Genomic DNA, 24,059 nt, shown 5'->3' with positions numbered 1-24,059 from the left:
CCGCCCGCTGACCGCTGATCGCTGAACGCCGAAGCCGGACTCAGGGTGCCTGGATCTCGTAGCCGCGCTCGCGCAGCTGCGCGAGCAGGCCGTCCTCCGCCAGCAGTTGCGACATCGGCAGCGCGGCGAAGCTCACCGGGTTCTCCGCCAGCGCCTTGTCTGCATTCGCCAGCCACGCCTGGTCGGCCCGCGCGCGCAAGTCGTTGAATCCCAGGCGCCGCGCCAGCGCGCTGGCGGTGAGCGCCTCCATGCAGGTCCGGTAATGGTCGTCGTAGGGAAGCGCGCCGAGCGCTTCAAGGTCGCCGTCGGCCCAGGCATTGGCGCGCGCACGCATGTTGTCGAGGTCGGTCTCGATGCGAGCCATGGTGCCCGCGAAACACTCGCGGTCGGCGAGGTCGCTGTCGTTGAGCTCCTTCAACACGGCCTTGGGATCCTCGAGCGTCAGGGCGACCTTGCTCTCGAGCAGTGGCACGCCGGCGTCCCTCGCCGCCCTGCGCACCACCGGCGTGACCACGCCGCCCATGCGCAACCCCGACTTCTTCAGCGCCGCCTCGTACAACTCCTGCGCGGCCACCAGCGGCCGCCGCTTTTCCACGCCGCGGTCGTGGCCCATGTAACGCGCCTTGAGCAACTGCCAGCGCGCGTAGAGGTCGGCGGAGACCACGTCGCGCAGCGGCCGCTTGGCCGGGTTGTTGCGTGCGCGCAGCATCGCCGGCACCAGTGCCAGGCCCCGGAACATCCCGATGTCGGAATTCACCGCGACGTAAGGCGCCTCGATCACCGCCTGCGAGCGCGCGATGACGGCCTCGACGTCGGCCGAATTCCAGTCCATGCGCCGCGGCAGCGGCGACACCGTGCCGAGGATGTGCAGCACGTGGCCTCCCTTCGACACCTTCCACATGCCGGGACCGGGCCGCGTGCCCGACACCACCAGCGCCTCGAGATCGCGGATGGCCGGTCCGGAAGTCGGGGCGGCGGGCTGGGCGCCTGCGAGCTTGCCGACGGCGACCAGGCACAGCACGCCGGCCACGGCCCATGCCTGGCCGCGCCTGCGGACGGATTGCGAAAGAGTCATGCGCGGTCCCTGCCTGTGGATGCGACACCATTCGAGCGCGCCCGGGGACGAAGGTTCCTGTCGGCGCGCCAGCCGGTCGCGCACTATAATCACGATGCGCCGGGCATCGCCCCGGCCCATGGGGGGGATGCGTTGCAGGACCCACAGACGGCTCGCCCGGGGCCGACACACGCCACGGGTTTCAACTTGACCCGCGCACGTACGGCGCTGCCGCGTCGCATCTACCCGTACCGCGTCCTCGGCATGGCACTTGGTGCGCTGGCGATTGCGACCGTCCTGGCCGAACTGCAGGCGGGGCCGCTGCTCTGGGCGCTGTGCGCGTTCACCGGCGTGGCCTGGCCACAGCTCGCCCATGTGCTGGCGCGGCGCAGCGCTTCGCCCTTCGTTGCCGAGCAACGCAACCTGGTCATGGATTCCGCGCTCGCGGCGCTGTGGGTACCGCTGCTGCACTTCAACCTGTTGCCGGCCGTGCTGCTGATCGCCCTTCCCGCCGCCGACAAGATCAATACCGATATCCCGGGGCTGTACAGGCGCACCTTGCTGCCGACATGTGCCGCGGTGCTCGCGGGCGGCCTCGCGACCGGGTTCGCGTTTGCGCCCGCGTCCAGCACCGGCGTCGTGCTGGCCTGCCTGCCGATGCTGTTGATCCACACGTTCGCCGTCAGCCACGGGCGCCGGCAACTGGTGAGGAAGGTGCTGCGCAAGAACCAGGAACTCGACCTGCTCAGCCGCACCGACATGCTCACCGGGCTGCGCTCGCGCGACCACTGGGAGCGCGAGGTCGCGCGCACGCTGCACGAGGTGCATGCAGGGGCCGGGCCGGCCGTGCTGGTGATGATCGACGTGGACGGCTTCAAGCAGGCCAACGACCGCTACGGCCACATCGCCGGTGACGCGCTGTTGCGCGAGGTGGCCGCGCTGCTGCTGCGCGCCCTGCGACCCGCAGATGTGGCTGGTCGCTTCGGCGGGGACGAGTTCGCGGTGGTGTGCCCGGCGACCGCGCTGCCCGAGGCGGCCGCGCTCGCCGAGGCGTTCCGTGCCGCGGTCGAGAACATCCGCCTGCCACAGGCGCCGGACCTGGCCCACTCGGTGAGCATCGGCATCGCCGCGGCGCGGCCCAACCATGCGCGCATCGAGGACTGGGTCAACGCCGCCGATGCCGCGTTGTACGAGGCCAAGCGCAACGGTCGAAACCGCATGATGCTCGCGCGCAAGTGAGCGCCACTCCACGAGGTGAATAAAAAACGGCCCGCGAGTGATCGCAGGCCGTTGAAGTCACACAGATTTGGTCGGGGTAGCCGGATTTGAACCGACGACCACTTGTCCCCCAGACAAGTGCGCTACCAGGCTGCGCTATACCCCGGATGGGTGCGGATTATAGCCGGCGCAGCGCCTTCATGCGCGCCCTGCCGGCAGGTTGTTCAACGACGCAGGAGCTGCAGGACGTCCTCGAGCTCCATGCGCACCTGGCGGATGATCTGGCTGCTGAGCGCCGACTCCTGCTTGGCGCCCTCGCCTTCGAGCCGCAGGCGGGCGCCGCCGATGGTATAGCCCTGTTCGTACAGCAGGCCACGGATCTGCCGCACCATCAGCACGTCGTGGCGCTGGTAGTAGCGCCGGTTGCCGCGGCGCTTGACCGGGCTGAGGCTCGGGAATTCGGTCTCCCAGTAGCGCAGCACGTGCGGCTTGACGTCGCACAGCTCGCTGACCTCACCAATGGTGAAGTAGCGCTTGGCCGGGATGGGGGGGAGTTCGCGGTTGCTGCCGGGATCAAGCATGGGTGCCTCCGGCGTACGCTTCCACGCGTTCCTTGAGCTTCTGGCCGGGGCGGAAGGTGACCACCGTGCGCGCGGAGATCGGGATCTCCTCCCCGGTCTTGGGGTTGCGGCCGGGGCGCTGGTTCTTGCGGCGCAGGTCGAAGTTTCCGAAGCCCGACAGCTTGACCTGGCGACCACCCTGCAGGGCCTCGCGCAGGGCGACGAAGAACGCGTCCACGAATTCCTTCGCTTCGCGCTTGTTCAGGCCAACCTCTTCGTACAACCGTTCGGCCATTTCCGCCTTCGTCAACGCCATGCCAACTCCCTGCTCAACCCCTGATGCGCGCTCCGTGCGCCGCCGCCACCGCACTGGTGACCGCAACCACCACCGCATCCACATCGCGGTCGGTCAGCGTGCGTGAATCGTCCTGCAGAATCAAGCCCATCGCGACACTCTTGAATCCCGTTTCTACGCCTTTCCCGGCGTAGACGTCGAACAGGCGCAGACCGCGCAGGACCGGTCCAGCGGCACTCCGGGCAGAGGCTTCAAGATCCGCCCAGGCGACCGCGTCGGCGACGATGAATGCGAGGTCGCGGCGCACGGACGGGAACCTGGACTGCGCGCGGGCGCGCGGTACCGCGCGCGCGCGCAGTGCAGCCAGGTCGAGTTCGAACGCCACCACGGGATGGTCGAGCCCCAGCGCCTGCTGCAGGCGCGGGTGCAGTTCGGCGATCGCACCGACCAGCTGCCCGTCGCGCAGCACGTCCGCGGCCCGGCCTGGATGCGCCCAGGGGGGCGTGGCCGGTCGGAACGCCAGCGCGGTACCGGAGAGCGCCGCGAGGCCTTCCAGATCGCCCTTGAGGTCATGGAAGTCGACCCGGCGCGCGGCGGCGCCCCACTGCTCGCCGGCCGCATCGCCACAGGCCACGGCGGCGATGCGCGGCGTCTCCACCGGCGCTTCACCCGCGACCGCAGCGGTGAACACCTTGCCGAGCTCGAACAGGCGCACGCGCACCTGCTGCCGCGCGACATTGCGCGCCAGCGCGTCCACCAGGCCCGGCAGCAGCCGGGGCCGCATCACGCCGAGCTCGGCGCTGAGCGGGTTGGCCAGCGGCACCAGCGCCTCGTCGGCCTGCCACGTGGCAAGCAGGCCGGCATCGACGAAGGCGTAATTGATGGCTTCCAGGTAGCCACGGGCGGCGAGCGCGCGGCGCAGGTCGTGTTCGGGCAACTCGGTTTCCGACGCCGCCACCAGGCGCATCGCGCCGCCGGGCAGCGTGGTGGGGATGGCGTCGTAGCCGTGGATGCGGGCCACCTCCTCGATGAGGTCCTCTTCGATCGCGAGGTCGAAGCGGCGGGTCGGCGCGGTGACGGTCCAGCCTTCATCACCCACCTCCACGCCCAGGCCCAGCGCACGGAGGATGCGCTCCACATCGGCATCGGCAATGGCGATGCCGAGCACGCGTGCAAGACGCGCACGGCGCAGGGGAATCGTCGTCGGCCGCGGCAGGTGCTGCGCATGGTCCACCGCGACCACCGGGCCGGGCACGCCGCCGGCGATGTCGAGGATCAGCCGCGTGGCGTATTCCATGGCGGTGCGCGGCAGTTCCGGATCGACGCCGCGCTCGAAGCGGTGGCCGGCGTCGGTATGCAGGCCCAGCTTGCGGCCACGGCCAATGATCGCGGCCGGCGCGAAATGTGCGGCCTCGAGGAAGACGTCGCGGGTCGCGTCTGTCACGCGCGTGTCGAAGCCGCCCATCAGCCCCGCCAGGCCGATCGCACGGTCCGCGTCGGTGATCACCAGGAAGCCTGCATCCAGTGCGACATCGCGGCCATCGAGCAGCTTCAGCGCCTCGCCGTCGCGCGCGCGGCGCACGCCGACCGGCCCCTGCAGCAGGCTGCGGTCGTAGGCGTGCATCGGCTGGCCGAGTTCGAGCATCACGTACTGGGTGACATCCACCAGCAACGACAGCGGACGGATGCCGCTGCGGCGCAGGCGCTCGGCCATCCAGGGCGGCGTGGCGCGGCCCGCGTCGACACCACCGATCACCCGGCCGACATAGCGCGGCGCATCGGCGCCGGCATCCAGCGTGACCGCGAGCGTGGCGTTGCCCTGCGCGGGTACGGGGGTGGCGTCGAGCTCGACCACCGTGCTGCCGCAGGCCGCCGCCACGTCGTAGGCGATGCCGCGCACGCTGAAGCAGTCGGCGCGGTTGGGCGTCAGCTTGAGTTCGATGCTGGCGTCGGGCAGGCCCAGGTAGTCCGCCAGCGACGCGCCAACCGGGGCATCCGCAGGCAGTTCGAGCAGGCCCGAGGCATCGGCGTCGATGCCGAGCTCTTTCGCCGAACACAGCATGCCGTTGGAGTCGACGCCACGCAGCTTCGCGGCCGTGATGGTCAGCGTGCCGACCTGGGCACCGATGGTGGCCAGCGGCGCGAGCAGGCCGGGGCGCGCATTCGGCGCGCCACACACGATCTGCAGCAGCGCATCGCCACCGGCGTCGACCTGGCAGACCTGCAGGCGGTCGGCTTCGGGATGCTTTTCGGCGGACACGATGCGCGCCACCACCACGCCGTCGAGCGCAGCGCCCAGCGGCGTGAGTTCCTCGACCTCCAGGCCGATCGCGGTCAGCGTGGCCGCGAGCTCATCGCGCGAGGCGGTGGTGGAGACGTGCTGGCGCAGCCAGTTCTCGGAGAATTTCATGCGGCGGCCTCAGGCGAACTGGCGCAGGAAGCGCACGTCGTTGTCGAAGAAACTGCGCAGGTCGTCCACGCCGTAGCGCAGCATCGCGAAGCGCTCCACGCCGAGGCCGAAGGCGAAACCCGTAAAGCGCTCGGGGTCGATGCCGACATTGCGCAGCACGGTGGGGTGGACCATGCCGCAGCCGAGCACTTCCAGCCAGCGGGTGGAGCCGTCCGGCTGGGCCCAGGCGATGTCGACCTCGGCGGAGGGCTCGGTAAACGGGAAATAGCTCGGGCGGAAGCGCATCTCGAAGTCGCGCTCGAAGAACGCGCGCACGAACTCCACCAGCGTGCCCTTGAGGTCGGCGAAGCTCGCGTGCTCGCCGACCAGCAGGCCTTCGCACTGGTGGAACATCGGCGTATGGGTCTGGTCGGAATCGCTGCGGTAGACCTTGCCCAGCGCGATCATCCGCAGCGGCGGCGCGTGTTCCTGCATGTAGCGCACCTGCACGCCCGAGGTATGGGTGCGCAGCAGGCGACCATCGCCGAAGTAGAACGTGTCGTGCATGGCGCGCGCCGGATGGTGCGGCGGGAAGTTCAGCGCCTCGAAGTTGTGGAAGTCGTCCTCGATCTCGGGGCCGTCGGCGAGTGCGTAGCCAAGGCGGCCGAAGATCTCGGCGATGCGCTCCATGGTGCGGCTGACCGGGTGCAGGCCACCGCGGTCGGCATCGCGCCCGGGCAGCGTGACATCAATGGATTCGCCGGCCAGGCGCGCGTCGAGCGCGGCGGCTTCAAGCGCGGCCTTGCGCTCGGCCAGTGCCTCGCCGATCGCGTCGCGGGCCCGGTTGATGGTTTCGCCAGCGGCCTTGCGCTGCTCGCCCGGCAGGGTGCCAAGCGTCTTCAGCAGTGCGGTGATGCTGCCGCTCTTGCCGAGCAGCGCGACGCGCAGCGCTTCCACCGCATCCGGTGCCTGCGCGGCGGCGATGTCGGCGAGCGCCTGCTGGCGGATGTGTTCGATATCGGTCATCAGGGCACCTTCGGGGAGCCAAAACGAAACATGGGGAAGGACTTGCGCCCTTCCCCATGCGTGTACCGCGTTGTCCGCCTGGCCACCGCCGCGCGAACGCGCGGTGGCCGGCGACACACTTACGCTGCGAGCGCGCCCTTCGCCTTCTCGGTCAGCGCGGCAAAACCCGCCGCGTCGTGCACGGCGATGTCCGCCAGCACCTTGCGGTCGAGGGTGATGCCGGCCTTCAGGAGGCCGTTCATGAAGCGGCTGTAGCTCATGCCGTTGATGCGGGCCGCCGCGTTGATGCGGACGATCCACAGCGAGCGGAAATTGCGCTTCTTCTGCTTGCGACCGATATAGGCGTACTGCAGGGCCTTGGTGACGGCCTGCTTGGCAACGCGGAACACCTTGCGGCGCGCGTTGTAGTAACCCTTGGCCTGCTTGAGGACCTTCTTGTGACGGCGGCGCGCCTGCACGCCACGCTTTACTCGTGCCATTGTTCAGTCCTCCTCAGAGATACGGCAGCATGCGATCGAGACGACCGCTGTCGCACGCAGGAATGTGGTTCGTCTGACGGAGGTTGCGCTTCCGCTTCGTCGCCTTCTTGGTGAGGATATGGCTACGGTTCGCGTGGCCTGCCTTGTACTTGCCGGACGCGGTCTTCCTGAAGCGCTTGGCCGCGCCCCGGTGCGTCTTGATCTTGGGCATTGCTGGGATCCCTGTTTGGTTTCTGTCACTGGCCCGGGCGGTGGCTTGCGCCACGCTTTCCGTCCTGCCCCTGCCGGTCTTAGGCCCTGGAATCCACTGCGGATCCAGGACGGGTCCATCCGGCACGCCGCCAAAACGGCACACCGAGCCGCGCATTATGCACGGACTCGGGCACCTCGGGCAAATCACCGGGTTCATGCGCCTTCCCGCGTGCCGCGGCGGGAGGGGTGTCGCGTCACGCGCCGATGGCGCGCGGCATCACTTCTTCTTGGGCGCGATCATCATGACCATCTGCCGGCCTTCAAGGCGCGGCCTGGACTCGATGACGATGTCCTCGCCGAGATCGGTCTCGATCCGGCCGGCCATCTCGCGGCCCAGCTCCTGATGGCTCATCTCGCGGCCACGAAAGCGGATGTTGACCTTGATCTTGTCGCCTTCCTCGAGGAACCCGCGCATCTTGCGCAGCTTGATCTGGTAGTCGCCCTCGTCGGTGACCGGACGGAACTTGACTTCCTTGATCTCGACCTGGCGGGTCTTCTTCTTGGCTTCGTTCGCCTTCTTCTGCGTCTCGAACTTGAACTTGCCGAAGTCCATGACCTTGCACACAGGCGGATCGGCATTGGGCTGGATCTCGACGAGGTCGAGTCCTTCCTCTTCGGCCATGGCGATGGCCTCGTCGCGCGTGAGCACGCCGATCATCTCGCCGTCCGAACCGATCACGCGCACGCGCGGCACGCGGATTTCGCCGTTCCTTCTATTCTGCTTGTCAGGTGTGCTGATGTTGCAATCTCCGTGGGTGAACACTACCGGGCAGGACCCGGATGCCGGGCCCCATGGCGCCTGCCATCTGGCGGGCGCGAGGCTACATGATACTCAGCAAGGGGCCCGTTCTGCATGCACGCGGGCGATGAAGTCCGAAAGCGGCATGCTGCCCAGGTCCTCCCCCGCCAGGGTGCGCACGGCGACCGCCCGGGTCTCCTTCTCGCGGTCGCCCACCACCAGCAGGTAGGGCACCCGCTGCATCGTGTGCTCGCGGATCTTGTAGCCAACCTTCTCGTTGCGCAGGTCGGATTCGACCCGAAGCCCTTGATTGACAAGGATATTCCGCACTTCTTCGACCCAGTCGGCCTGGGCGTCGGTGATGTTCATCACCACCGCCTGCACCGGGGCCAGCCAGGCCGGGAAGCTGCCGGCGTGGTGCTCGATCAGGATGCCGATGAAGCGCTCCATGGAGCCCACGATGGCGCGGTGCAGCATGACCGGCGTCTGCTTCTGGCTGTGCTCGTCGACGTATTCGGCGCCCAGGCGGCCCGGCATCATGAAATCGACCTGCATCGTGCCCAGCTGCCAGGTGCGGCCGATGGCGTCCTTCAGGTGGTACTCGATCTTGGGGCCGTAGAACGCGCCCTCGCCCGGAAGCTCGGTCCACTCCACGCCGGCCGACCGCAGCGCCGAGCGCAGCGCGATCTCGGCCTTGTCCCAGGTGGCGTCGTCGCCGAGCCGCGAATCCGGGCGCAGGGCGAGCTTCACCTGCACCTCCTCGAAGCCGAAGTCGGCGTAGACCTTCATGGCCTGCGCGTGGAACGCGGTCACCTCGGACTCGATCTGGCCCTCGGTGCAGAACACGTGGCCGTCGTCCTGGGTGAAGCCGCGCACGCGCAGGATGCCGTGCAGCGCGCCCGAGGGCTCGTTGCGGTGGCAGGCGCCGAACTCGCCGTAGCGGATCGGCAGGTCGCGGTAGCTGTGCAGGCCCTGGTTGAACACCTGCACGTGGCCCGGGCAGTTCATGGGCTTCACCGCGTAGGTCCGCTTCTCGGACTCGGTGAAGAACATGTTCTCCTTGTAGTTGTCCCAATGGCCGGACTTCTGCCACAGGCTCACGTCCAGCACCTGCGGGCAGCGCACCTCGCCGTAGCCGCTCGTGCGGTACACGCCGCGCATGTACTGCTCCACCACCTGCCAGATGGCCCAGCCCTTGGGGTGCCAGAACACCAGGCCCGGTGCCTCTTCCTGCAGGTGGAACAGCTCCTGCTGCTTGCCGATGCGGCGGTGGTCGCGCTTCTCGGCTTCCTCGATGCGCTGCACGTAGGCCTTGAGCTGCTTGGCATCGGCCCAGGCGGTGCCGTAGATGCGCTGCAGCTGCTCGTTCTTGGAGTCGCCGCGCCAGTAGGCGCCGGACACACGCGTCAGCTTGAACGCCTTCAGGAAGCGCGTGTTGGGCACGTGCGGGCCGCGGCACATGTCCACGTACTCCTGGTGGTGGTACAGGCCCATCTCGGTGACGTCCGGCCCCATGTCCTTGATGAGGCGCAGCTTGTAGTCCTCGCCGCGCGTCTGGAAGACACCGATGACCTCCTCGCGCGGGGTCATGCGCTTGATGACGTCGTACTCGGTATCGATCAGCTCGCGCATGCGGGCTTCGATCGCGGCCATGTCGTCCGGCGTGAAGGGCTGCGCGCGCCAGACGTCGTAGTAGAACCCGTCCTCGATCACCGGCCCGATCACCATCATGGCGTCCGGGTACAGCTGCTTGACCGCGTGGCCCACCAGGTGCGCGCAGGAGTGGCGGATGATCTCCACGCCCTCGGCATCCTTGGGGGTCAGGATCTGCAGGCTGGCGTCGTGGTCGATGAGGTCGGAGGCGTCGACCTGGCGGCCGTCGACCTTGCCGGCCACGGTGGCCTTGGCCAGGCCGGGGCCGATGGACTGCGCGACCTCCATGACGGAGACGGGGTGGTCGAACTCGCGGCGGCTGCCGTCGGGGAGCGTGATCGTGATCATGTATGGGCTGCTGGCTGGGCGGTCGGCAAGGGCTGCAGGCCGCGGACAAGAAAAAAGCGCCACGCGGGCGCCTTCCGTAATCGGCCGCGGGCGGGAATCAGCGGTGGGCGGTGGTAGTGCTCATGTCGCACGCTCGGCCGGCGTTGCCGCGGGCCACCTTTGCGCCAAGGGTGGAGCGCCCGATTCTAGAACAAATCGTCCGCGGCGGCGCCGGGCTACCCGGAATGTCCGGCGGGGCGGATGACATCGACATCGACCTTCGCGGACCGCTGTCCCGCAAGTCGCATCGCCCCCGCCGGGTCGCTGGCCTCCATCGCGGACGCGGCGCCATGCCCTGCGGCGACCGGGGCATGGGCTGCGGCGACGCCGGGAGGCAGTCCGGACCCGGGTGGCGCGCCCTGCCCCGACCCTGGCGACAGGGCGTTGAGCGCGTTGTAGGCGGAGAACTGCCCGAGCACGCCGTTGAAGAAAACGGCGGCCATCGGCGGCGCGCCGATGATGAGCATGGTCAGGATCAATCCCATGCCGCCCTGCTGCATCGCCATCGCGGTCAGGCTCTCCTGGCTGGCACCCGTGGTCCAGCCTGCAACCCAGAATGCAATGCCAACCGCGATCACCATGTCGAGTGCCAGCGTAACCATCACCGTGAGCAGCGCCAGCGAAAACAGCGTGCCGATGCCGTAGTAGAGCCATTTGGTGAACAGCTGCTGCGTTGCGCGGAACAGCAGGCACAGGATGAAGATGGGCCCGAGTCCGACCACCAGCGCGACGGCCACCTTGTTGAGCAGCAGGGTTGCCGCCGCCATGATCGCAGGGCCGCCGAGGCCGACGCCCGTGAACCACAACGCCCGGTCCTTCCGCTTGTCAGTCAGCAGGTCGTCGCCCGAATCCACCGAGTCGATCGCCGCCAACGCCACCTGCATGATCGCCAGCGTCCGGTCGATATCCGCATAGGGCCCGCCATCACCCTCGCCCGTGATTGTCTCCGCGACAACTTCACTGAGGCCCTGCGTGAGCGTGCGGTAGATCGACCCGGAGCCGGCGGCAGCCCCGGTGGCGATCCCGATGACCAGCACCGCCTTGAGTGCGTCGGTGACCAGCGCCATCATCGGCTCGCGCGACTGACCGGTGGCGATCCGGTAACCATGCACGAGTATCCACAGCGTCAGCAGGCTCAGTGCGGCCGTACCCACCACCCGCAACACGCGACCCAGCAGGTTGCCGGCGAATTCGCTGATCTCGTCGTCAAGGAAGCTGCTGATCTCATGGAAAAAGACCATGTTGGGGAGGGCCGCCTGGCCTTGCATCCAGTCGATCATCCCCATGCCAATCCGCAGCGCGTCATCGATGGCCATGGTCGGGGCGCCTTCAGCGCTCGCGCACGCGTGCGGTACGTAGCGCGAGCTTCAAGGCGACGCCTTGCACGAGCTCATCGGCGCCCGAGCTCCTGAAAGTCTTGTTGGCCGCGCGCACCTGGTCGGCCTGCAGGGTCCGCAAGGTGGCGTCGTATGCGCCGAGCAAGGTCTCTGCGTTCTGCACGTCGTTCTGCAGTTGCCCCTGGATCGCAAGGATGCGGTTTGTATTCGAGGCCAGCTTGCCCTGCTCGTCCGCGCCGATGCCAGCGCGCTCGGCGTACGTGGCCCGCAACTCGCCGTCGCGCGCCTCGACATCCTCGAGCATCGCCACCATCGCATTGAACCTGCGGTTCTCTGTGTTGACGATGGCGCTGCAATACATGTGCTGCTCTACGCCGGCAGGATTGTTGCGGGGCTCAGTGCCACAGCGGTCAGCCAGGCCATCATCCAGGCCACGCTCGGCGAACTGTTCGCGGTGTCCGGGACTGCCGTCGTAGGCTGCCCCCGCCACCAGCGCCTGCTGGTACTGCTTTTCCAGGCTGCTCAGCTGGTCGATCTGGCTCTGGTAGTCCTGCCACATCTGCTGGTACTGCGCGATCCAGCCGAGGATCGTCTTGATCGTGTGTGGCATGTCCACCACCGCGACCTGGGCGTTGGCCGGGCCAGCCACCAGCACCGTCGCAAGCAGCATGCCCGCCGCCACCCGCGAGGGGCTCGCTGCCACCCCGCCTCCACGCCCGCCGACTTCCTTGTCGTCCATGTCCCGCTCCTTGGTTGAGTCTTCTATTCCCTGTGCTTCAATTCGCACGCACGTCCCCGCTACTGTCGTGCGGCGTGCTGTCGCCATGCCTGCCGGTGCCACGTCGCGCAGCCTGGAAAGCCTCCAGCCATTGCACCGGACGCAGATCGTCCGCCGGGATGCCGTGGATGCGCGCCTGCTCGGCCAGGACCCGATGCATCACTTCGATGTTGTCGGTCGATGCAGATATCACGGCGAGTGCGTCGTCCAGGCCATCCAGGTCGAGCCGGCAGACGCTGGAGGCATGCCCCTGTTTGACAAGGAAGCACCGTGACCGCTCGTCGAGCGACAGCACCACGCGAAACTCGGCCTCGGTCAGCTTCAAGCCATCCACGTAATCGGCGCGGTTGGCGTTCGGGTTGGGCAACAGGACCAGGGTCGCTGTCTGCTCCACAAGTGCCGCGGCGATGTCGCTGGACAGCGCATCCTCCGGGCTCTGTGTCGCAAAGATGCCCAAGCCATTTTGCTTGCGGATGGTCTTCTGCTTGTTGCGCGCGAAATCCTTGAGCGCACCGCCGCCATCGAGGATCTTCCAGAACTCGTCCATCACGTAGATCAGCCGGCGCCCGTCGATCAACCCCTCGAGGCGATGCAGCAGGTAGCGCACCACCGGAACCCGCACCTCCGCGTTGTCGACGACGTCGGTGTAATCGAAACCGATGATGTTGGCGCGCGAAAGATCGACCGTGTCGACCGGATTGTCGAACACCCAGCCAAGGCTGTGGCCGGTGGTCCACTTGCGCAGGCGCGCATAGAGGCCGTCGTCACCCATGTTGGGCAGGCTCTTCTGGAAGTTGGCCATGCTGCGCAGTGGCGGCGGCGTGTCGAGGATGCCCTCCACGGCCCGGTGGATGTCATCGTCCTCGCGCGCGGTGTACGAGGCTTTCCCGGCGAGGATCCGGGTCAGTTCGGCGAGGAACTGCACGTTGGCCTCCGTGCGCTCGCACTGGAAGGGATTGAACCCGGTTGCGCGGCCGTTTTCCAGCGCCAGGTAGTTGCCGCCGCACGCCCTCACGAAGATCTCGGCGCCACGGTCCTTGTCGAAAAAGAAGATCGTCGGTGCCGGCTCAAGTTTCTGCACCTGGCTGAGAAGGAAGTTCACGAGCGCCGTCTTCCCGGTCCCGGACTTGCCGATGACCATGGTGTTTCCGAGGGCCTTCTCGCCACGCGAATCCTCTGCGGCGAGGGTTGCGTGGAAGTTGAAGAAGTACGGCTGACCGTTGGTGGCCTGCAGGGTGGTCACGCACTCTCCCCAAGGATTCCTGGCCCGCTTCCCACTGGCGAAGTTGTGCAGCGGCGAGAGGCCCAGGAAGTTCAACGAGCTGACGTTGGCCAGTCGAGTGCGATACCGCCAGTTGCCGGGAAGCTGGGCATAGAATGCCGAAGCCACCGCCAAGTCCTCCTTGGCGGACACGAATCCTGCGTTTGAAAGCTCCGCCCGCGCCGCCGCGATGTTGTGCGACAGCGCCTGCTGGTTTGCGGCATGCACGGCGAGCGAGAAATGGAACTCGCCGAGCACGAAGTTGCCGGACGCCAACTGGTCCATTGCATGGTCCAGTTCGGCGATCTGGCTGACCGCCTTGTCTCCCGAAGACACCATCATGCCCTTGGTGCGCTCCAGCACCCGGAGTGCGTCCTGGCGACCCATCGGGCTGAACGACTGGGTCATGACATATTCGAAATCCAGGTATTTCAGGCCGTTCAGGATCCCGGGCCAGGTGGCGTCGCAATACTCCTTGATGTTGAGGATGGCGCCGTACTCGTGTCGCCCGCACGGGGTGGCCACCACGAAATCGCCCGTCCGTGCGGAGAACGTGTGCCGACTGACCGGCAGGTAGTCGGCGATCGGTGCCGCCAGCACCGGCACCGGCTCGTCGAGGCGGTTGAGGATGTAGCCGTAAAACTCCAGGACTTCGGAAAACAGGACGCCGTTGTCGGCTTCGTACATCCCGAGGCGCTGCGGGGCGTAGTCGGCCAGCACCGCCTCGACGTTGCCTGCCAGCTCCTGCAGGCGCGCCACCGCCTGTTCCTGTTCCGCGCGCAGGCGCCGCAGGTCGGAACTGTGCTCCGACATCCGTCTTCCCGACACGACCGGTCGGTACAGCATGCCGAGGTACAGCTCGTTCTGCAGCGCATCGTGCTCCGAAAGACGCGCGAAGTAGGCATCCGACAAGGCCTGGTTGAACGCCTGTGCGAACCGTCCGCCACCCTTGATGGCACGCCTGCGTCGGATGTCGTGCGCCCAGAAGGCCACATTGCTGGAATCCGGCGCGCGCAGCGACTGCAACAGCCGATTGAACGTGGCATGGCGGTGTTCCAGGTCCCACGCCTCGCGACCGACGAATGGCAGGCCGGCCAGGCGCCATGCCACCAGGAAATCGCCACCCGTGGTCTTCACCACCGTGGGTGACACGTGCGACGACAGCGGCACGAACTCCGCCACTGTCGCATCGGCGGCGGCGCCCATCACGAGGCTCCACGCACACGACAGTTGCTCGGCGCGAACGACCACGCCCCACCGCGCAGCTGGAGGTTGCGCACGCCCAGGCGCATGCGCCAGCGCAATCCCAGCAGGCGGAACACCATCTCGTCGCGACGCGCCATCTGTCGCATTGCCAACACCGCTGGCGGCAGCAGGACAAGCAGCAGCAGGTTCACGTAGACCGCCAGCAGCAGGCACGCGCCGGCACCGATGAAGAACGGCACGTACGGCACGCCCAGGAACATGGCAGGGCGCGTGCAGCCGCGAAAGAGCACATCCCTATGCATGCGACACCGGAAGCATCGCTCCCAGCATGGCCGTGCACTCGCCCGCTTCCGGGCCGAGCAGCATCCTCGCGATCTGCGCGGCCGCGCCGATCAGCAGGCCACCGATCAGGATTGGCGCGACGTCTGCAATGCGCTTGTGCGCGAACGCGATCTGGTAGCCGGCGAAGATGATGGCGATCGTGACCACGGCGATCGACGCCATGTTCAACAGGCCATTGACGTTTTCGAAGAAGCCGCAGACCTTGGTGTCCGCCCCGCCAAACCCCTGGGCGAGCGCCAGGTACGGCGCTGGAGCCAGCGCCACGATCGTGGCGGCAGAAACCCGCCGGCGCATGCCGAAATGCCGCTGGTGTCCCCTGCCTTGCTTGCGTGCGTTCATGGTGCGTCCTTGCGTGGGTGATGGATGCCCGCCATCCCGGCGGGGGCGATTCTCAGAAGACGAGTGCGGTGTCGCGCCCGGCAGGCGCCGCCACGGATAGGTCAGCGGCCGTTGCAACCGCCGGCTGCGAAGTCGAAACCGGCGGTGGCGGAACGGCTTGCGCACCCGGCTCCACTGCGCCAGGTGCTGATGCCCCCCTGCGACCCGCGAGACTCTGGCGATGGGGCTGGGCGGGACTGTCGTTTCCTGGCCTGCGTGGTGGCGAGGGGGGGGCCGCCACGGCAATCGCGAGCGCGGCGGGCGCAGCGGCGTCCCGCGCGATCGACGCGCGGATCTTCCGCACGTAGCCGTCGCGGAAGCCGGTGCTGAAGTTTCCGGAGTAGTAGCAGCTGAACGCCTTGTCCCAGTCCCCCCCGGCGCGCACATGGCAGTCGGCGAGGATGCGGGAGCCGGCGACCAGGTTGGGGCACGGGTCGAATGCCAGCGCGTAGTCCGCAAGCCCCTGCTTCGCGAGGTTGTGCAGGTTCACCTGCGCCAGGCCGAGTGAGAAGTTGAAGCCGTCGCGTTCCAGCTGCCTGGCGGTCGCTATCGCCTCGGCCAGGTTGCGGGGCTGGCGGGCCAGGCGCGTGCCGACCACGCCAATCGCATACGGGTTGTACGACGACTCGACGCGCACGATGTGGTGCATCACCTCAGCCGGCACGGCCAGGTCCTGGCAGGCGAGTGCCTCGATGCCCGGGATCATGGTCCGCCCCCGGCTTGTCCGGCCGTCATGCGCATCGGCTCGAAGTCGATACCGGTGACATGCCGCCGCCCGCCGCGTGCGCTGATGTGGACGAGGATGTCGATCGTCGACATGAGCAGGCGCTGGATGGTGGCGAACTCCAGCCCCGCGCCTTCGGGGGAGCCCTTGACCATGAGTGCGAGCTGGTCCCAGGCCTGCGCGGTGCTTCCGGCATGACAGCTGGTGATCGAGCCGGGGTGTCCGGATGCGCAATTTCGTATGAAGTAGAAGGCTTCGTCGCCGCGCAGTTCGGCGAGGATGATCCGGTCCGGCTTCATCCGCAGGCAGGCTTCCATGCAGCCCTTTGCGGTGATATTGGCCGTGCCTTGCCCCCCCTTGGAATACAGCAGGTGGACGACGTTCGGCTGGCTGATGAACAGTTCGCGGGCATCCTCGATGGTCACCAGGCGCTCATCGGGGTCAATGTGCTCGACCAGCGACTTCATGAAGGTGGTCTTGCCACTCCCCGTCGCGCCTGCGACCACGATGTTCCTGCGCTGCTGGACGGCGCACCGGAAGAAATCGACGTACCTGCCCGCGGCGCGCAGCGACAGGAGCTCGCGGTCGCCGGCATCGAGCGCGCCGGTCACCGGCTGCACCGCATCGAAGAATCCGTCGGACCGGTACGCGTCGAGGCTGCGGGTGCCCCGGGACGGCAGGCGGATGGTGATCGACACCTTGCCGGCGTCACAGGCGGGGGGCATCACGAACTGTGCGCGCTGGCCGGTCGGGAAGGTCAGCGAGACCACGGGATCGGCATCGGTAATGCGCTGGCCGGTACCGCTTTCGTTGACCACCGCCGTGCAGAACTGGCGGGCGCGCTCGAACGTGAGGCCGGGAACCTGGACGCGCTGCCATTTGCCGCGCAGCTCGAGCCAGACCTCGCCCGGACGGTTGATGCAGATTTCCGTGACGTCGGGGGAGGTCATGTAGCCGATGATGCCCAGCACTTCGTACTGGTACTCGAGGAAGCCGCCAGGCGCGCCACCGCGCGGGGGCTCGTGCGGCATCGCTGGCACGGAGCTGCCATCGGCCATCACAGCTTCGCCACCACGGCGGAGAAATCGACGTCGCGGGCGACGTACACGTTCACCACGGTGCCATGCTGGATCGTCACCGTCGGCGGCCTGCGGCTGTCCAGTGCCTGGTTTGCGAGTCGCTCCATGGTCCTTCCGGTCGCGCTCTCGTAAGGCGACTGGACAACCACGCCTGCCGGGCCGATGGTCGACGATGTCGGCCCTTCCTCTGCAGCCGCGTATTTGAAGGCGTCACTCAGCAGGCTGATCAGGAGCGCCGAGGCGACCCGGCTGCCCCAATGCGCGCTGTAATCGCCCGGATGCCCGGCCCCGCCGAGGTTGTCGACGCCAGGACTCGCCATCGCGACGTCCAGCCCGCCAGGCGTCGAGATGCGGTCCCAGACGACTGCCACGCGCGGACCCGTCGGCTCCGTGTCGTAGCGCCCAAGCACCTTTGAACCGCGTGGCAGCAGCAGTTGCCGGCCGTTGATCGAATACACAGGTTCGGTGACAACGCAGGAGGTGAATCCGGGGATGTCAGTGATGATGCGCGTCTCAAGCACGCAGCGGATGTAGGTGCCACGGACCAGCAGCGCGTCCGGCCGCGTGATGTGTCGCGCACGCGAGGTGGTGGTCGGCTCAGCCTCGACCTGGGCGGACTCTGCCGCTGGAAGGCCGGCGAGCATGGCCTGCATGTATGCGTCCGGTCCCTTCGGCAGCCTGTCGCCATCGCCCGACTGCATCCTCCGTTCGCGCAGCGACGGACCTGCGGGAGCACGGGGGATGGCGAAGGTGGGCAATGCCGGCGCCGCTTGCTGGCCAGTGCTGGGCATCACCGGGATCGGCATGGCGGGCATTGGCGGTATCGTCTCGACGTTCGGCTCGCGTGGTGCTGCCGTCCGTGGCAGTTCGGGAATGACGAGTGCCTGCTCACGCGGTCCGGCAGGCGTGGCCGCTTCGCCACTCACGGCGCGCAGCGTCCATACGACGGCAAGCACCAGCAGCAGCACGATCCCGGCCAGGAACACCAGCGCCTTGCGATTCAGGCGGCGCATGTCCTCGGTGCGCAGGACTGGCGCGGAGGCGTCCAGGTCGGGGCTTGCCTGGCGCGCCGCATAGTGGCCGGCGCGGCCGTCCGGCGACCGGATGTCACGCTCGCTCATCGGGGGTTCCTCCTCAGGCCGACGACGTTGCGCCCGTGGCGGACCACGAGATACGGATAGGTGCCATGCACCACCACCGTGCTGCCTTCGACGGTCGTATTGACGACGAAGTCCTCACCATCCTCGCGCTCGCGGCCGAACACCACCGGGAAACCCCCGGTTGGCAACCTCGCCTGATCGCCCATTCGCACGTAGGTGAAGCTGCCGTCGTCGTACACATTGGCGGGCACCAGCCACGCCTGCCCGCGCCGCACGGCATAGTCGTAGTCGTAGTTGTACTGCCGCGTCCTGTCGAGAGTAATGCTCAGGCCCGCGGTAGGCGATTCCTCGGCGGGCGCCTTGAAGCTTTCGTCGGGCGGGTAACGGAACGCGATCTTGTACTGCACGCCAGCACGCCGTGCCTGCTCGAGGGAGGTCCAGTCACTTGCCACGACCTTGAGCTCGAAAATGTAGGCGTGCGACTGCGTGCGCACCAGCATGTTGGTGTCGACGTCGGCATCCCGCGGCCGGAGATAGAACACGGTACCGCGCCGGGTCAGGTCCCAGCCGCTGCTGAAGCCGGTGCTGTAGTCGAGGATCTCCTCGGCGGGATCGAGCTCGATCTGGGTGGCGATGCCGAGTGCGGTATGCACCGGGTAGACCTGGTCTGGCTCGTACTCGTAGACGTCGACTTGCTGGGCGTGCACGGGTCCCGCGACAAGCCAGCAGGCCAGTGACATGACGACCAGTGCGGTGGCCAGGCTTCTGGTCACGGGCCAGCCTCCCGTTGTTCGCCCGGCGCGGCCTGGGGATCGCTGTTGTCCGCCACCGCGTCATCGGACACGGGCTCGAGCGCTGCGTCCGCCGCCTCCGATTCAGCGGGCGGCAACGCGGCGTAGTCGTTGTCGGCCCGGTAACTCGTCACCTGGAATCCAAGCGGGTTTTCGAGGCGATCAGGCTCATCCATCTTCAGGGCCAGGTTGTATGTGAAGCCGAGCGTTGCAATGCGGCTGTCCAATGGACGGGTCGCACCGGATGATTTTTCGTAGACGCTGCGCTGGAAGCGCACCGTGGCCCCGCCGGGCTGTCCGTCTGGCCCATCGAGAAGCTGGATGCTGAGGATGCGCACACGGATCGCGCGCATCCGTCCAAGCGTGTTGAACGGGCTGCGGGGATTGTTGGCGGCGTGGAGCGCCGCGTACTCGCGTCCGACCTCCGGCACCGTCATCGCATGCACCGCGCGCCAGTCGCGCAGGTTCATCATCGCGACGTCATAGGATTCACGCAGCCCCACGAAGCGCGCGACGTTCGCGCGGTTGATGGCTTCGCTGGCGGTCAGCGCGCGATGACGGAAGTCTTCATCGAGGCGGGCGATGGTGGCATTGCCACTGTAGGCATCGGCCATCACCAGGAACGGCACGCGTTCCTTCAAGGGCAGGATGCGGAAGTAGCCGGCGCCCAGCAGGAGCGCGGTCACCGCGGCGACGAGCGCGACCAGCCACGCGCGGCGTTCGCTGCGACGCGCGAGGTCGACGATGGTGATTTCGTAGTCTGTCGCCTTGGCGATCGCTTCCTCGATCGCCGGCGACGCCAGTTTCCTTCCGAACATGATGCAATCCGTGCAAGGTTCGTGTTGGTTGGTTCTGTCGCCCGCGGTCAGCCCGGGTCCGCCTCCCGTCTCGTCACCACCAGCCGGTCCCCATCGACCGCCACCAGGACATCATGCGCGGCATAGACCTCGCTCAACTGCGCGGCGGCGTCTTCGAGGCGCTGCGCACGGAGCGCCTGCACCGGCAGGTGCAGCGTGAAATCGGCATGGTGGCGATAATCGAGCGTCATCTGGGTATCGCGTGCCCAGCGCGCCAGCAGGCTGCGCAGGGTGCGATCGAGCGGAGAGGCCTGGAACACGTACGCCCCGCGCAGCGGGATGGCGTGCGTCGTATCGGCGTATCGGTTGACCGGCTGCCAGCGACCGCGGACGTCGGGCGCATCGCGCGTTGCGCAGGCACTGAGCATCAACGCCACGAGGGCGGCACTGCAGCACCCGACCACGTCATCCTTGACGTCCATGTCCCCCTCCCCGGCGACAAGCTTGAATTAGAGGCCGGAACGATCCTTGTCCTCGGCCGTGGAACTCCGTGTGTGTCGTGGCCCCCTGGCTACGACGCGAGCGCTGCGGTGGACTACATGCGCCATGAGCTGACGCTACGGGTCGATCGGTGACCGGTCAATACACGCAAGCGAGCATTTCTGTGATCGCGTCCAGAAAATGGACAAGTCTCATAGGGACTTCGGATATCTCCGGTGCAGTCCGGAATGCAATACAGGCGCATTACCATGGACGCATGCATGCAGCCACAAGAACCGCCTCCCTGTTTGCCGCACTCGCCTTCGCTCTGCTGGCATCCGCCTGCTCGACGCCGACGGCGCTGCAGCCTGTCGTCGATGCCGGGGGGACTGCCCCCGCAACTGCGTCCGATACGCTGCTGCTGATCTCCATCGACGGCCTGCACCCGGACCGCATCAACGCAGACGACTCGCCGAATCTCTTCCGCCTCGCCGCCAACGGCGTGCAGGCGCGCTGGATGACGCCCTCCTACCCGTCGCTCACCTTCCCCAACCACTACACCATCGCCACCGGGCTGCGGCCCGACCGCCACGGCATCGTCCACAACTCCATGCACGACGCGGAACTCGGCACGTTCCGCCTGTCCGACCGCGACGCGGTGGGCACCAGCGGCTGGTGGGGCGGCGAGCCGATCTGGGTAGGCGCCGAAAACGCCGGCCTGCGCACCGCCACCATGTTCTGGCCGGGCTCCGAGGCCGAGGTGGCCGGCGTGCGGCCCACGCGCTGGCATGTGTATGACGAATCCGCATCCGCCGCCCAGCGCGCGGCCACCGTAGCCGGCTGGCTGCTGGAGCCGGACGCCACGCGCCCGCGCCTGGCCACGCTGTACTTCCACGATGTCGACACCGCGGCCCACACCTACGGCCCGGGCTCGGCGGAGGCGCGCGCGGCGCTCGTGGGCGTCGACGCCGCGTTCGGCAGCCTGCTGGACGCGTTGCAGCGCGAGGGGCGCCTGGAGCACACCAACATCGTGCTGGTCTCCGACCACGGCATGGCCGAGGTGCCGCCCGGCCACCAGCTGTCCATCGACGACCTGGTGACCATGGAGCAGGCGCGCGTGGTGAGCATCGGCCAGGTACTCCAGGTGCAACCGAACGCGGGCCATGAATCCGAAGTGGCCACGCGCCTGCTGGGGCAGCATGCGCACCACGAATGCTGGCGCCGCGAGGACCTGCCGGCACGCTGGCACTACGGCACGCACCCGCGCGTGCCGGCGATCGTCTGCCAGATGGACGAGGGCTGGGACGCGGTGCTGCCGCGGATTATTGAAGCCCGTGCACAGGGCGGCATGCGCGGCTCGCACGGTTACGACCCGGCGCTGCCGTCGATGCGCGCGGTGTTCATCGCCAGCGGCCCGGCGTTCCGCCGTGGCGCGGTGATCGATGCGATCGACAACGTCGACGTGTATCCGTTGCTGACGCGGCTCCTGGGCATAGCGGCCGCCGACAACGACGGCGATCCCGAGGCGCTGCTGCCGGCCCTGGTGCCAGCCGTCGCAAGGCCCTGAACCGCGCCGGAAAGGCTCGGGCCCTGATGTCCGAAAGCGGCGAGTCCGGCGCGCCGGCCGGTGCTAGCCTGCGTCCATGGCCTCCCCCGCCCTCCCCGATGTGCAGGTCTGCGAACAGGCGCGACGCAGCCGCGACCCACGCTTCGACGGACTGTTCTTCACCGCCGTGCACAGCACGCGCATCTATTGCCGGCCGGTGTGCCCGGCGCCGTTCGCAACGCGTGTCTCGTACTTCGCCAACGCCGCGGCCGCCGAAGCTGCGGGTTTCCGCCCCTGCCTGCGCTGCCGGCCCGAGCTGTCGCCGCACGACGGCGCGTGGCGACGCGGCGATGCGGCGCTGGCGCGCGCGCTCACGCTGATCGACCAGGGCGCGCTGGCCGACGCGCCGCTGGCGGCCTTGGCCGCGCGGGTCGGCATCGGCGAGCGGCAGCTGCGGCGGCTGTTCGTGGAGCGCCTCGGCGCGCCGCCGGTGGGCGTGCACGGCACGCGTCGGCTGCTGTTCGCCAAGCAGCTGCTGACCGAGACCGCGCTGCCGATCACCGATGTAGCGCTTGCGGCCGGCTTCGGCAGCCTGCGGCGCTTCAACACGACGTTCAAGGACGCCTACCGGATGGCGCCGCGCGACTTGCGCCGGCAGCCCGGCGCGGCGCGCAACACCGGGGCCGATTCGCTGGTGCTGCGCCTCGGCTACCGGCCGCCGTACGACTTCGCGGCGATGCTCGCGTTCCTGCGCGGGCGCGCGCTGCCGGGCGTGGAAGTGGTGGACGCGTCCGGCTATGCGCGCGTGATCGCCGGCAGCAACGGCGGCCCGGACGGCTGGCTGCGCGTCAGCGCCTGGCCGGGCGGCGAACACGCGCTGAAGCTGGAGCTGCACGCGCCGCTGGCTGCACGCCTGCTCGACATCGTGCAACGCCTGCGGCGCATGTTCGACCTCGACGCGGACCCGCAGGCCATCGCAAGCACGCTGTCAGGCGACCCGCACCTGCGACCGCTGCTGCGCGCGCATCCCGGGCTGCGCCTGCCGAGCGGCTGGGACGGGTTCGAGATCGCGGTGCGTGCGGTGCTCGGCCAGCAGGTGAGCGTGGCCGCGGCACGCACGCTCGCCACGCGCATGGCGCGGCAGTTCGGCACCACGCTGGCCACGCCGTTCGCCAGCGGCCTCGAGCACCTGTTCCCGACGCCCGAAGCACTCGCCGATGCCGACCTCGCCGCCATCGGCCTGACCCGCGCGCGCGCCGACACGGTGCGCGGCGTGGCGCGGGCGCTGCTCGACGCCCGTGTGGACTTCCGCCCGGAGCGCACGCTTGCCGATTTCACCGAACGCTGGGTCGCGCTGCCGGGAATCGGCCCGTGGACCGCGCAGTACATCGCCATGCGTGCGCTCGGCCATCCCGATGCGTTCCCGGCCGAAGACCTGGTGCTGCAGAAGGCCGCGGCGCCCGACGACGGCCGGCTCACCGCCAAGGCACTCGGCCTGCGCGCCGAGGCGTGGCGGCCCTGGCGCGCCTACGCCGTCATCCACCTCTGGCGCGACGCGGCGGCAACGGCAACCGCGGCCAAGGTCCAGGTGTCCACTCACGCGCGCCGTCGCGCGCGTCCATCCATCGCAGAGGCTCCGCGCCCATGACACTCGTCTACCAGCACTTCGACACGCCGATCGGCGTGCTCACCCTCGCCGCGGACGACACCGGGCTGCAGCGCATCGACTTCCCGCCGCCCAGGCAGCCGCCGGCCGGTTCCGCATGGCGCGAAGGCAGCAACGCGGTGATCGCGGAGACCCGCAGGCAGCTGGAGGAATACTTCGCTGGCCGCCGGCGCAGCTTCGACCTGCCGCTGTCGCCGCAGGGCACGGAATTCCAGCGCAGCGTGTGGACCGAACTCGCCGCGATCCCCTACGGGCACACCTGGAGCTACCGCGACCTCGCGCAGCGCATCGGCAAGCCCAGCGCGATGCGCGCGGTGGGCGCCGCCAACGGCCGCAATCCGCTGCCGATCGTGCTGCCCTGCCATCGCGTGATCGGCGCCGACGGCTCGCTCACCGGCTTCGGCGGCGGGCTGCCGACCAAGGCGTTCCTGCTTCGGCTGGAAGGTGCCCTGCCACCGGGCGATGACGACCTGTTCGCCGCCGCCGCGCAGGCATCGCCGGCGGCCACGCTGTCGCGCTGAG

At 68.3% G+C, this 24,059-nt stretch carries 23 protein-coding genes, 1 tRNA gene and 1 pseudogene; 4 read left to right on the top strand and 21 right to left on the bottom strand.

Features of this window, described 5'->3' with window-relative positions; all coding sequences use genetic code 11:
• Window positions 1-40 precede the first annotated feature (40 nt).
• Window positions 41-1,075, bottom strand: a complete 1,035-nt coding sequence (locus H5368_RS00230; RefSeq protein ID WP_182820425.1) for a TraB/GumN family protein — start codon at window positions 1,073-1,075, stop codon at window positions 41-43.
• Between the two features lie 186 nt (window positions 1,076-1,261).
• On the opposite strand from H5368_RS00230, the gene H5368_RS00225 reads away from it, so the two are divergent.
• The gene (locus H5368_RS00225; RefSeq protein ID WP_182820424.1) at window positions 1,262-2,293 is read left to right on the top strand and encodes a sensor domain-containing diguanylate cyclase; all 1,032 of its coding nucleotides are present in this window, start codon (window positions 1,262-1,264) and stop codon (window positions 2,291-2,293) included.
• A gap of 68 nt (window positions 2,294-2,361) precedes the next feature.
• Here H5368_RS00225 and H5368_RS00220 read toward each other — a convergent pair.
• From H5368_RS00220 to H5368_RS00125, 20 genes and pseudogenes are all read right to left on the bottom strand, one after another.
• Window positions 2,362-2,438 (bottom strand) — tRNA-Pro (locus H5368_RS00220).
• 58 nt (window positions 2,439-2,496) lie between these two features.
• Window positions 2,497-2,853: a MerR family transcriptional regulator gene (locus H5368_RS00215; protein WP_182820423.1), complete on the bottom strand. Its 357-nt coding sequence runs from the start codon at window positions 2,851-2,853 to the stop codon at window positions 2,497-2,499.
• A complete protein-coding gene (ihfA, locus tag H5368_RS00210) occupies window positions 2,846-3,148 on the bottom strand; it encodes an integration host factor subunit alpha (protein ID WP_182820422.1) in 303 nt (100 codons plus the stop codon). The genes H5368_RS00215 and ihfA overlap by 8 nt, the downstream gene beginning before the upstream one ends.
• A 13-nt stretch (window positions 3,149-3,161) precedes the next feature.
• Window positions 3,162-5,537 (bottom strand): phenylalanine--tRNA ligase subunit beta, encoded by a 2,376-nt coding sequence (gene pheT / locus H5368_RS00205; protein ID WP_182820421.1) that lies wholly within the window; start codon window positions 5,535-5,537, stop codon window positions 3,162-3,164.
• A 9-nt stretch (window positions 5,538-5,546) separates the two neighbouring features.
• Window positions 5,547-6,542 carry a phenylalanine--tRNA ligase subunit alpha gene (gene pheS, locus H5368_RS00200; protein ID WP_182820420.1) on the bottom strand — a complete coding sequence of 332 codons (996 nt, stop codon included), beginning with the start codon at window positions 6,540-6,542 and terminating at the stop codon, window positions 5,547-5,549.
• A 119-nt stretch (window positions 6,543-6,661) separates the two neighbouring features.
• Entirely contained in the window at window positions 6,662-7,021 is a 360-nt protein-coding gene (gene rplT / locus H5368_RS00195; RefSeq protein WP_182820419.1) for a 50S ribosomal protein L20, read from the bottom strand.
• A 13-nt stretch (window positions 7,022-7,034) separates the two neighbouring features.
• Window positions 7,035-7,232 carry a 50S ribosomal protein L35 gene (gene rpmI / locus H5368_RS00190; protein WP_055249161.1) on the bottom strand — a complete coding sequence of 66 codons (198 nt, stop codon included), beginning with the start codon at window positions 7,230-7,232 and terminating at the stop codon, window positions 7,035-7,037.
• Window positions 7,233-7,490: 258 nt separating this feature from the next.
• On the bottom strand, window positions 7,491-8,036 hold the full coding sequence (gene infC, locus H5368_RS00185; RefSeq protein ID WP_182820418.1) for a translation initiation factor IF-3: 546 nt from the start codon (window positions 8,034-8,036) through the stop codon (window positions 7,491-7,493).
• Between the two features lie 69 nt (window positions 8,037-8,105).
• Window positions 8,106-10,013 (bottom strand): threonine--tRNA ligase, encoded by a 1,908-nt coding sequence (gene thrS / locus H5368_RS00180; protein WP_182820417.1) that lies wholly within the window; start codon window positions 10,011-10,013, stop codon window positions 8,106-8,108.
• A gap of 215 nt (window positions 10,014-10,228) precedes the next feature.
• Window positions 10,229-11,368, bottom strand: a complete 1,140-nt coding sequence (locus H5368_RS00175) for a type IV secretion system protein (RefSeq protein ID WP_182820416.1) — start codon at window positions 11,366-11,368, stop codon at window positions 10,229-10,231.
• Between the two features lie 13 nt (window positions 11,369-11,381).
• Window positions 11,382-12,128, bottom strand: a complete 747-nt coding sequence (locus tag H5368_RS00170; protein WP_182820415.1) for a hypothetical protein — start codon at window positions 12,126-12,128, stop codon at window positions 11,382-11,384.
• Window positions 12,129-12,165: 37 nt separating this feature from the next.
• Window positions 12,166-14,634: a VirB4 family type IV secretion/conjugal transfer ATPase gene (locus H5368_RS00165; RefSeq protein ID WP_182823610.1), complete on the bottom strand. Its 2,469-nt coding sequence runs from the start codon at window positions 14,632-14,634 to the stop codon at window positions 12,166-12,168.
• Entirely contained in the window at window positions 14,634-14,936 is a 303-nt protein-coding gene (locus H5368_RS00160) for a VirB3 family type IV secretion system protein (protein ID WP_182820414.1), read from the bottom strand. Before H5368_RS00160 ends, H5368_RS00165 begins: the two co-directional genes overlap by 1 nt.
• On the bottom strand, window positions 14,929-15,270 hold the full coding sequence (locus tag H5368_RS00155) for a TrbC/VirB2 family protein (RefSeq protein WP_223878068.1): 342 nt from the start codon (window positions 15,268-15,270) through the stop codon (window positions 14,929-14,931). The genes H5368_RS00160 and H5368_RS00155 overlap by 8 nt, the downstream gene beginning before the upstream one ends.
• A 322-nt stretch (window positions 15,271-15,592) precedes the next feature.
• Window positions 15,593-16,048, bottom strand: a pseudogene (locus tag H5368_RS00150) (lytic transglycosylase domain-containing protein); the annotation flags it as partial.
• 8 nt (window positions 16,049-16,056) lie between these two features.
• Window positions 16,057-17,109 carry a P-type DNA transfer ATPase VirB11 gene (virB11, locus tag H5368_RS00145; protein WP_182820412.1) on the bottom strand — a complete coding sequence of 351 codons (1,053 nt, stop codon included), beginning with the start codon at window positions 17,107-17,109 and terminating at the stop codon, window positions 16,057-16,059.
• Window positions 17,110-17,135: 26 nt separating this feature from the next.
• Complete coding sequence (locus H5368_RS00140) at window positions 17,136-18,278, bottom strand: TrbI/VirB10 family protein (RefSeq protein ID WP_182820411.1); 1,143 nt, start codon at window positions 18,276-18,278, stop codon at window positions 17,136-17,138.
• The gene (locus H5368_RS00135) at window positions 18,275-18,997 is read right to left on the bottom strand and encodes a TrbG/VirB9 family P-type conjugative transfer protein (RefSeq protein ID WP_182823606.1); all 723 of its coding nucleotides are present in this window, start codon (window positions 18,995-18,997) and stop codon (window positions 18,275-18,277) included. Before H5368_RS00135 ends, H5368_RS00140 begins: the two co-directional genes overlap by 4 nt.
• Before the next feature lie 29 nt (window positions 18,998-19,026).
• The gene (locus tag H5368_RS00130) at window positions 19,027-19,866 is read right to left on the bottom strand and encodes a type IV secretion system protein (RefSeq protein ID WP_182820410.1); all 840 of its coding nucleotides are present in this window, start codon (window positions 19,864-19,866) and stop codon (window positions 19,027-19,029) included.
• Window positions 19,867-19,913: 47 nt separating this feature from the next.
• Complete coding sequence (locus H5368_RS00125; protein WP_182820409.1) at window positions 19,914-20,327, bottom strand: hypothetical protein; 414 nt, start codon at window positions 20,325-20,327, stop codon at window positions 19,914-19,916.
• A gap of 275 nt (window positions 20,328-20,602) precedes the next feature.
• Here H5368_RS00125 and H5368_RS00120 point away from each other — a divergent pair, with 275 nt between their 5' ends.
• The 3 genes from H5368_RS00120 to H5368_RS00110 all read left to right on the top strand — a co-directional run bounded on the left by H5368_RS00120 (window position 20,603) and on the right by H5368_RS00110 (window position 24,058).
• The gene (locus H5368_RS00120; protein ID WP_182820408.1) at window positions 20,603-21,892 is read left to right on the top strand and encodes an ectonucleotide pyrophosphatase/phosphodiesterase; all 1,290 of its coding nucleotides are present in this window, start codon (window positions 20,603-20,605) and stop codon (window positions 21,890-21,892) included.
• A 76-nt stretch (window positions 21,893-21,968) separates the two neighbouring features.
• Window positions 21,969-23,519, top strand: a complete 1,551-nt coding sequence (locus H5368_RS00115; protein ID WP_182820407.1) for a DNA-3-methyladenine glycosylase 2 — start codon at window positions 21,969-21,971, stop codon at window positions 23,517-23,519.
• A complete protein-coding gene (locus tag H5368_RS00110) occupies window positions 23,516-24,058 on the top strand; it encodes a methylated-DNA--[protein]-cysteine S-methyltransferase (protein WP_182820406.1) in 543 nt (180 codons plus the stop codon). The genes H5368_RS00115 and H5368_RS00110 overlap by 4 nt, the downstream gene beginning before the upstream one ends.
• Window position 24,059: the final 1 nt, after the last annotated feature.

Source organism: Luteimonas sp. MC1782, from assembly GCF_014164605.1.
In the GTDB taxonomy this organism is placed as follows: Bacteria; Pseudomonadota; Gammaproteobacteria; order Xanthomonadales; family Xanthomonadaceae; genus Luteimonas.
The sequence above is the reverse complement of the archived record's forward strand: the minus strand, read 5'-3'. Positions and strand labels throughout refer to the sequence as shown.